The sequence below is a fragment of the Pseudomonas nitroreducens genome, assembly GCF_014204515.1.
GTDB lineage: Bacteria > Pseudomonadota > Gammaproteobacteria > Pseudomonadales > Pseudomonadaceae > Pseudomonas > Pseudomonas nitritireducens_A.
Map to the genome: position 1 here is coordinate 97,633 of NZ_JACHLI010000028.1, position 6,576 is coordinate 104,208.

The 6,576-nt window shown below is 63.0% G+C and carries 8 protein-coding genes; 7 read left to right on the plus strand and 1 reads right to left on the minus strand.

Annotation, left to right across the window (positions count from 1 at the left end):
- Positions 1-44: 44 nt before the first annotated feature.
- Positions 45-1,298, minus strand: coding sequence for a serine hydroxymethyltransferase (gene glyA / locus HNP46_RS26905; protein WP_184595105.1), 1,254 nt, complete (start codon positions 1,296-1,298; stop codon positions 45-47).
- 264 nt (positions 1,299-1,562) lie between these two features.
- Here glyA and HNP46_RS26910 point away from each other — a divergent pair, with 264 nt between their 5' ends.
- The 7 genes from HNP46_RS26910 to HNP46_RS26940 all read left to right on the plus strand — a co-directional run bounded on the left by HNP46_RS26910 (position 1,563) and on the right by HNP46_RS26940 (position 6,278).
- On the plus strand, positions 1,563-2,063 hold the full coding sequence (locus HNP46_RS26910) for a PAAR domain-containing protein (protein WP_184595107.1): 501 nt from the start codon (positions 1,563-1,565) through the stop codon (positions 2,061-2,063).
- Positions 2,060-2,776, plus strand: a complete 717-nt coding sequence (locus HNP46_RS26915; protein ID WP_184595108.1) for an alpha/beta hydrolase — start codon at positions 2,060-2,062, stop codon at positions 2,774-2,776. The genes HNP46_RS26910 and HNP46_RS26915 overlap by 4 nt, the downstream gene beginning before the upstream one ends.
- A gap of 53 nt (positions 2,777-2,829) precedes the next feature.
- A complete protein-coding gene (locus HNP46_RS26920) occupies positions 2,830-3,294 on the plus strand; it encodes a hypothetical protein (RefSeq protein ID WP_184595110.1) in 465 nt (154 codons plus the stop codon).
- Positions 3,295-3,307: 13 nt separating this feature from the next.
- Positions 3,308-3,871, plus strand: coding sequence for a hypothetical protein (locus HNP46_RS26925; protein WP_184595112.1), 564 nt, complete (start codon positions 3,308-3,310; stop codon positions 3,869-3,871).
- A 64-nt stretch (positions 3,872-3,935) separates the two neighbouring features.
- On the plus strand, positions 3,936-4,613 hold the full coding sequence (locus tag HNP46_RS26930) for a hypothetical protein (protein WP_184595114.1): 678 nt from the start codon (positions 3,936-3,938) through the stop codon (positions 4,611-4,613).
- Positions 4,614-4,731: 118 nt separating this feature from the next.
- Positions 4,732-5,160 (plus strand): hypothetical protein, encoded by a 429-nt coding sequence (locus HNP46_RS26935; protein ID WP_184595116.1) that lies wholly within the window; start codon positions 4,732-4,734, stop codon positions 5,158-5,160.
- 74 nt (positions 5,161-5,234) lie between these two features.
- A complete protein-coding gene (locus tag HNP46_RS26940; RefSeq protein ID WP_184595118.1) occupies positions 5,235-6,278 on the plus strand; it encodes a low specificity L-threonine aldolase in 1,044 nt (347 codons plus the stop codon).
- Positions 6,279-6,576: the final 298 nt, after the last annotated feature.

Sequence of the window (6,576 nt, forward strand, 5' to 3'; positions counted from 1 at the left end):
TCGGGATCGCGAGCAAGCTCGCTCCTACATACGGCTGAAACTTCTCAACGGTAGACCGGGAAATCCGCACACAGGCCGGCGACCTGGGTGGCCACCTTGGCCTCGACGTCGGCATCGCCCAGGTGATCCAGCACGTCGCTGATCCAGCCGGCCAGCTCGCGGCACTGTTCTTCCTTCAGGCCACGGGTCGTGACGGCCGGGGTGCCGATGCGGATGCCGGAGGTGACGAACGGGCTCTGCGGGTCGTTCGGCACGGCATTCTTGTTCACCGTGATGCCGACGCGGCCGAGGGCGGCGTCGGCTTCCTTGCCGGTCAGGCCCTGCTTCACCAGGCTGATCAGCATCAGGTGGTTGTCGGTGCCGCCGGAGACCACGTCGTAGCCGCGTTCGATGAACACCTTGGCCATGGCCTGGGCGTTCCTGATCACCTGGGCCTGGTAGTCCTTGAAGCCGGGCTCCAGCGCTTCCTTGAAGCACACTGCCTTGGCGGCGATCACGTGCATCAGCGGGCCGCCCTGGGCGCCGGGGAAGACGGCCGAGTTGAGCTTCTTCTCGATCTCTTCGTTGGATTTCGCCAGGATCAGGCCGCCGCGCGGGCCACGCAGGGTCTTGTGGGTGGTGGTGGTGACCACGTCGGCGTAGGGCAGCGGGTTGGGGTACAGGCCGGCGGCGACCAGGCCGGCAACGTGGGCCATGTCGACGAACAGCAGCGCCCCGACCTTGTCGGCGATGGCGCGGAAGCGCGGGAAGTCCAGCGTCTTGGAGTAGGCGGAGAAGCCGGCGACGATCATCTTCGGCTTGTGCTCCACGGCCAGGCGCTCGACCTCGTCGTAGTCGATCAGCCCGGTGTCGGTGTTCAGGCCGTACTGCACGGCGTTGTACAGCTTGCCCGAGGACGACACCTTGGCGCCGTGGGTCAGGTGGCCGCCGTGGGCCAGGCTCATGCCCAGGATGGTGTCACCGGCATTGATCAGCGCCAGGTAGACAGCGGAGTTGGCCGAGGAGCCCGAGTGCGGCTGGACGTTGGCGTAGTCGGCGCCGAACAGCTGCTTGGCGCGGTCGATGGCCAGCTGCTCGACTTTATCCACATGCTCGCAGCCACCGTAGTAACGCTTGCCCGGATACCCTTCGGCGTACTTGTTGGTCAGCCCGCTGCCCTGGGCCTGCATGACGCGCTTGCTGGTGTAGTTCTCCGAAGCGATCAGCTCGAGGTGGTCCTCCTGGCGCGCTTCCTCGGCATCCATTGCCGCGAGCAGTTCGTCGTCATAACCCTGGATCTGGTCTTGCTTGCTGAACATCGCTGGTCTCCCTGCGGCGCGCTGGAGCGCCATGGCTGGTGCGGGCACGGACTGGCCCCCATGGCAGCGATGGTATGACTGGCCCTGTCGGTCCAGATGCCTGCGCACGTCGCGGGTAGGTGCGTTTGCGACATGTAGGAATACGCCAGGCGCGACATATAGGACATGTCCGGAAATGCCCAAGGGGCCTGGATGCGCAGCCGGTCGGCTCGCAGAATGCGACACACCACGCCAGCCTGGCGCGTTGCCGAAAGGAGTTCGAGCATGTCCAAGCCCGCCGCTCGCCTGAGCGATCAGAACGCCTGTCCCTTGCCCGGCCATGGCGTGAACCCCGCCGTCACCGGTTCTCCCAACGTCATCATCGATGGACTGGCTGCCTTGCGTGTGGGTGACAGCACGGCGTGCGGTGATGTGGTGACGGAGGGCATCGCCACTATTCTGGTCAATGGCCAGCCCATCGCCTTCCTGGGGAGCGCCACCGCGCATGGAGGAGTGATTATCACGGGGTCGGGAGACGTGCTCGTCGGCACGCAGCACACGCCGGCGCCGTTCACCCCGCCGGCACCCCTGCCCAATAGCTTCCAGGACAAGTTTCAGCTGGTTTGCTCGCAAACCGGTGAGCCACTGCCCAACTACCCGTATGCGATACGCCGCGCCAACGGCGCCATGGAGAAAGGCATATCGGATGATCAGGGTTTCACGCACATGGTCAGTTGCATGGGCGAGGCAGAGAAAGTCCAGATTCTGGTGGGAGGAGGAGCATGAGCGGAGGAGCCAATGCCGTTCTGAAGGAGCCCAGGGTTGCTGATACCCGGACGCTGACACCAGCAGCGGATCAAACGGCGAAACAGGTTCCGGTGGTGGTGAAGAAGGCTGTGGTGTTCTTCATCGGCGGGGCGGCGGACAAGGAGTCGTATTACTCTCAGGGGCCGAACAATAACGTTCTAGACGCAAAACGGGCTCTGGATCTGCAACTGAACCCGTATGGAGAGAGCTATTTCTCAGCGCATCTGGACTATAAGCAAGCGAAGGGAGATGCAGAAATCGAAGAGCATTTCCTCAGGGCAGTACCATCCAAGGCGATGCCGATTTACATCGTGGGGCATAGCCTCGGCGCTTGGAATGGCGCACATCTATCCAGGATTCTGACGGAGAAGGGCTACAGAGTTGCGATGTTGGTTACTTTGGATCCCGTAGGAGAAGGAGTTCTGGTTTGGTTGTTTTCCAACATTTACCGTGACGCTCCTGAGCCGAAGGCAGCGTTCTGGATCAATGTTGCTGCTCATCCCAAGTTGCCGAACGCGTCAGATACGGTGGCAGAGTTTGGTGAGCGATGGTACGTGATGAAGGGGCCAGACATAAGTGCATTCGTTGATATCAATCACGCGGACGCCGGTCTCATGTTCGTCAGCCCCCTATACGGTGGTCGGTCCGCACTGGAGTACGTGCAAGACAGCATCATGGAGTACCTCAAGTGAAGAGGCAGCATCTGTTTCTAACGATAGTTTTGTCTCTCTGCCTCGTGGGGTGCGTGAAGGACACCAGCGACCCCTTGGTCGATTTGAGGTATTCGCACATCGAGAAAGCGCCACAACCAGACTACTTCTACCTGTACTTTTCCTCCGACATCAGCCTGGACTCCATATTAAGCCGCTCTAAGGGTATCAGTAGGGCTTCCGAAGGACTGGAGTGTTCGCTGGAACAGCCGGCTGTGTTCGAAATGAATCATGTAATAGCTAGTTTTGGAGCAGGCCATTTGGATCGGGATGGATCCGTTGACGGCCGCTTTATGTACAAGGCTAATTTTTTCTTTGGTGAGACCGCTGACGAGGGGGGGACTTACCGTTACTTGCGTCGAGAACGGTTAGTTGAGCTGCTGGGAGCAAGGTCCTCTATTCCATGCAAGGTCAAGATTTCTGCGTTAGGTTACAAAGCTTATTACTCAAAGAGTTTTAGCCTGCCAATGGCGGAAGTTTTGCCTTTGGTTCTGGAGTAACAAGAGTATCTAAATGAAGAGTCATTCCGGCGGCGACTGTCCTTCTGCTATTCGTGGATGGTGCGCGGCGATTTCCATCTTCAGCTTTGGCATCTGCTCGCTCCAATCCGCCAATGCCATGTCCCGCCTGTTCGATGGCGACGCACGGGTCTGGATGCAGGGAAGCACGCTGTGCTTCGGCGGCGCGGCGTTCAAGTCGCCTGGCCTGTTCTTCCCCCGCACGCTGCAGGTGGATGAGCGGCAGGTCGCGGTGCATTACATCGAGGTGGCCCGCGAACCCTACGAGCCGTTCTGGTCGGCGGCCAGCGGCGAGGCTAACCAGGGTGTGCCGCTGCGCAGCGACACCTGCTTCGCCTACGGCCGGGCGATTCCCGGTTTCAGCGAAAAAACCCCGGCGCGGCCATTGCAGCCGGGGATGTACAACGTCACGGTTGGTGGGCGTGACAGCGCTGGCGATGGCGCACGGGCGACCTTCATGAAGACCTTCTGCCTGCAGTCGCGCGACGACGAGCTGGTGGTGGTCGACGCCGGCTACAACGAGAAGGCCGGCCGCTGGCTCTGCAAAGCCCCGCAATGAAGCTGCCGATAGGAACCGTTCGGCCAAGGGACTAAACTGCGCGTCTTCGAAATGCGAGGACGCCATGAACCGTTCCCTGACTCTGCTTTCCGCCCTGCTGCTCACCGCGACGCTGCAGGGTTGTGGTGACGACAGCCAACCCGCCAAGGCCGAAGCGCCCCAGGCCGCCAGCAACACTGCCGCTACTCCGGCCGGCGACAGCTGCACCGGCCACGTCCTGGAGAGGGCGCTGCCGCCGGCCAAGGCCGTCTACGGCTATGCCTACCTGTCCCGCGAGTGCGGCTACGACAGCGCCACCATCGTCTACGGCAAGACCGACGGCAGCCAGCAACTGGTGGTGACCCTGACCGACACCGGCCTGCCGGCGCCGGGCGCCGACCAGCAGGGCGAGGCGGCCAAGCAATACCTGGCTGCCCAGGCCAAGCTGCGCGACACCACCGCGAAGAACGTGTCGCTGCTCAACCAGGCCCGCCAGGCCGCACTGCAGAACGGCACCGCCGCGCAGTTCGGCGGTGAGCAGTACCTGCCGGTGATCGACAGCACCCGCATGGGCGACCCGCTGGCCATCAGCGTGCCGGGCCCGGACGAGAAGGCCGGCGAATCCAGCATGACCGGCCTGATCAAGGGTCGCTACGTGCTCAACATGACCTCGCCGGACAAGCCCAACGGCGGCACCGCGCAGTCCCTGCGCGAGCTGTTCGTGCCGATCTCCGAGCAGATGGCGCTGACCAAGCTGCCGTAAGCAATCGGGAGATATCTGACAGGCAGCTCTCCGACTCTCTGATCCCCCACCTCCCTGGTTATTGGGAAAATTCCCGGCGTTGCTCATCAACCCGTACGCCAGGAAGAGGTGGAGGACCATGAAATTCATTATCAAGAGCCTGCCGCTGCTACTGGCGGCCGTCTTTTCGCTGACCGGCCAGGCCACGCAGATGCCGGTGCAACCGATGCCCGAGGTGAAAGCCTATAGCGGCGCGGACGGCGTCAAGGTGTGGCTGGAACAGATCGGCCCGCGCAAGGCCAACATGTTCCTCGTGCGCATCGGCGGCGTGGACCATGACTGGAACATGCGCATCCAGCGCATGGACGGCCTCAGCCTGCTGGACGAGTCACTGTTCAAGCTCCACGCCCAGCGCGAAGAACACATTGCCCTGGTGCTGCACGGCGACTGCGGCGAAGTGATGCTGCCCGGCGAGAAGGACGGGCGGAAGGTCTGCTTCGACCAGGAGCTCAGCGCCAACCAGGATGCCCGGCAGTTCGTCACGGCCTACGTGAACCAGCGCCTGTAAGCCGGACGGGTGCACGAGGAGCGGGGATTTCGCTACGCTGCTGACTGACCTTTTTGCGCAGTGCAGGCAGCCCCATGACCGACAACACCCAACAGTTCGCCAGCGACAACTATTCCGGCATCTGCCCCGAAGCCTGGGCGGCCATGGCCGAGGCCAACCGCGGCCATGAGCGCGCCTACGGCGACGACCAGTGGACCGCCCGCGCCTCCGACTATTTCCGCGAGCTGTTCGAGACCGATTGCGAAGTGTTCTTCGCCTTCAACGGCACCGCGGCCAACTCCCTGGCCCTGGCGGCGCTGTGCCAGAGCTACCACAGTGTGATCTGTGCCGAGACCGCGCACGTCGAGACCGACGAGTGCGGTGCGCCGGAATTCTTCTCCAACGGCTCCAAGCTGCTGCTGGCGCGCACCGACGCCCAGGGCAAGCTGACGTCCGAGGCGATCCGCGAGATCGCCCTGAAACGCCAGGACATCCACTATCCCAAGCCGCGCGTGGTCACCATCACCCAGGCCACCGAGGTCGGCACCGTCTACCGCCCGGACGAGCTGCAGGCGCTGAGCGCCACCTGCCGCGAGCTGGGCCTGCACCTGCACATGGACGGCGCGCGCTTCTCCAATGCCTGCGCCTTCCTCGGCGCCACGCCGGCCGAGCTGACCTGGAAGGCCGGTGTCGAGGTGCTCTGCTTCGGCGGCACCAAGAACGGCATGGCGGTGGGCGAGGCCATCCTGTTCTTCAACCGCGACCTGGCCGAAGGTTTCGACTACCGCTGCAAGCAGGCCGGCCAGCTGGCCTCGAAGATGCGCTTCCTCGCCGCGCCCTGGGTCGGCGTGCTGCAGGATGACGCCTGGATGCACTACGCCAGCCACGCCAACCGCTGTGCACAACTGCTGGCCGAGCGCGTCGCCGACGTGCCGGGCGTGCAACTGATGTTCCCGGTGGAAGCCAACGGCGTGTTCCTGCAAATGTCCGAACCCGCGCTGGAAGCCCTGCGCCAGCTGGGCTGGCGCTTCTACACCTTCATCGGCGCCGGTGGCGCGCGCTTCATGTGCTCGTGGGATACCGAGATCGCCAGGGTCGAGGCGCTGGCGGCGGATATCCGCAAGGTGATGGGCGCCTGAGTTGTCCCCAGGTGCTGGGGACGGTTGCTCGCGCAACCTGTCGCCAACCTGTGGATGAATGCCTGCAGGCATTGAGTGGCGTGGCCTGCAGGGATTCGATCAAAAAATGATCCAGTCGCGTTGCAGGTCTGCTCCCGTAGGAGCGGACTCTGTCCGCGATCGAGTCGACACCGCTCCGACCTCCCGGCGATGCCAAACCCACCCATCGCGGACGGAGTCCGCTTGTGTCTGCCTTTCCCGATACGATCGGAGGTGAGAGCGGCGCAAGGCAAGCTGCAGGTCCGCAGTGTTCGAGCAC

Excerpts from the sequence above, each read along its gene's own strand:
- glyA (WP_184595105.1), bottom strand. The coding sequence starts at position 1,298 with ATGTTCAGCAAGCAAGACCAGATCCAGGGTTATGACGACGAACTGCTC.
- HNP46_RS26910 (WP_184595107.1), top strand. The coding sequence starts at position 1,563 with ATGTCCAAGCCCGCCGCTCGCCTGAGCGATCAGAACGCCTGTCCCTTG.
- HNP46_RS26915 (WP_184595108.1), top strand. The coding sequence starts at position 2,060 with ATGAGCGGAGGAGCCAATGCCGTTCTGAAGGAGCCCAGGGTTGCTGAT.
- HNP46_RS26925 (WP_184595112.1), top strand. The coding sequence starts at position 3,308 with ATGAAGAGTCATTCCGGCGGCGACTGTCCTTCTGCTATTCGTGGATGG.
- HNP46_RS26930 (WP_184595114.1), top strand. The coding sequence starts at position 3,936 with ATGAACCGTTCCCTGACTCTGCTTTCCGCCCTGCTGCTCACCGCGACG.
- HNP46_RS26935 (WP_184595116.1), top strand. The coding sequence starts at position 4,732 with ATGAAATTCATTATCAAGAGCCTGCCGCTGCTACTGGCGGCCGTCTTT.
- HNP46_RS26940 (WP_184595118.1), top strand. The coding sequence starts at position 5,235 with ATGACCGACAACACCCAACAGTTCGCCAGCGACAACTATTCCGGCATC.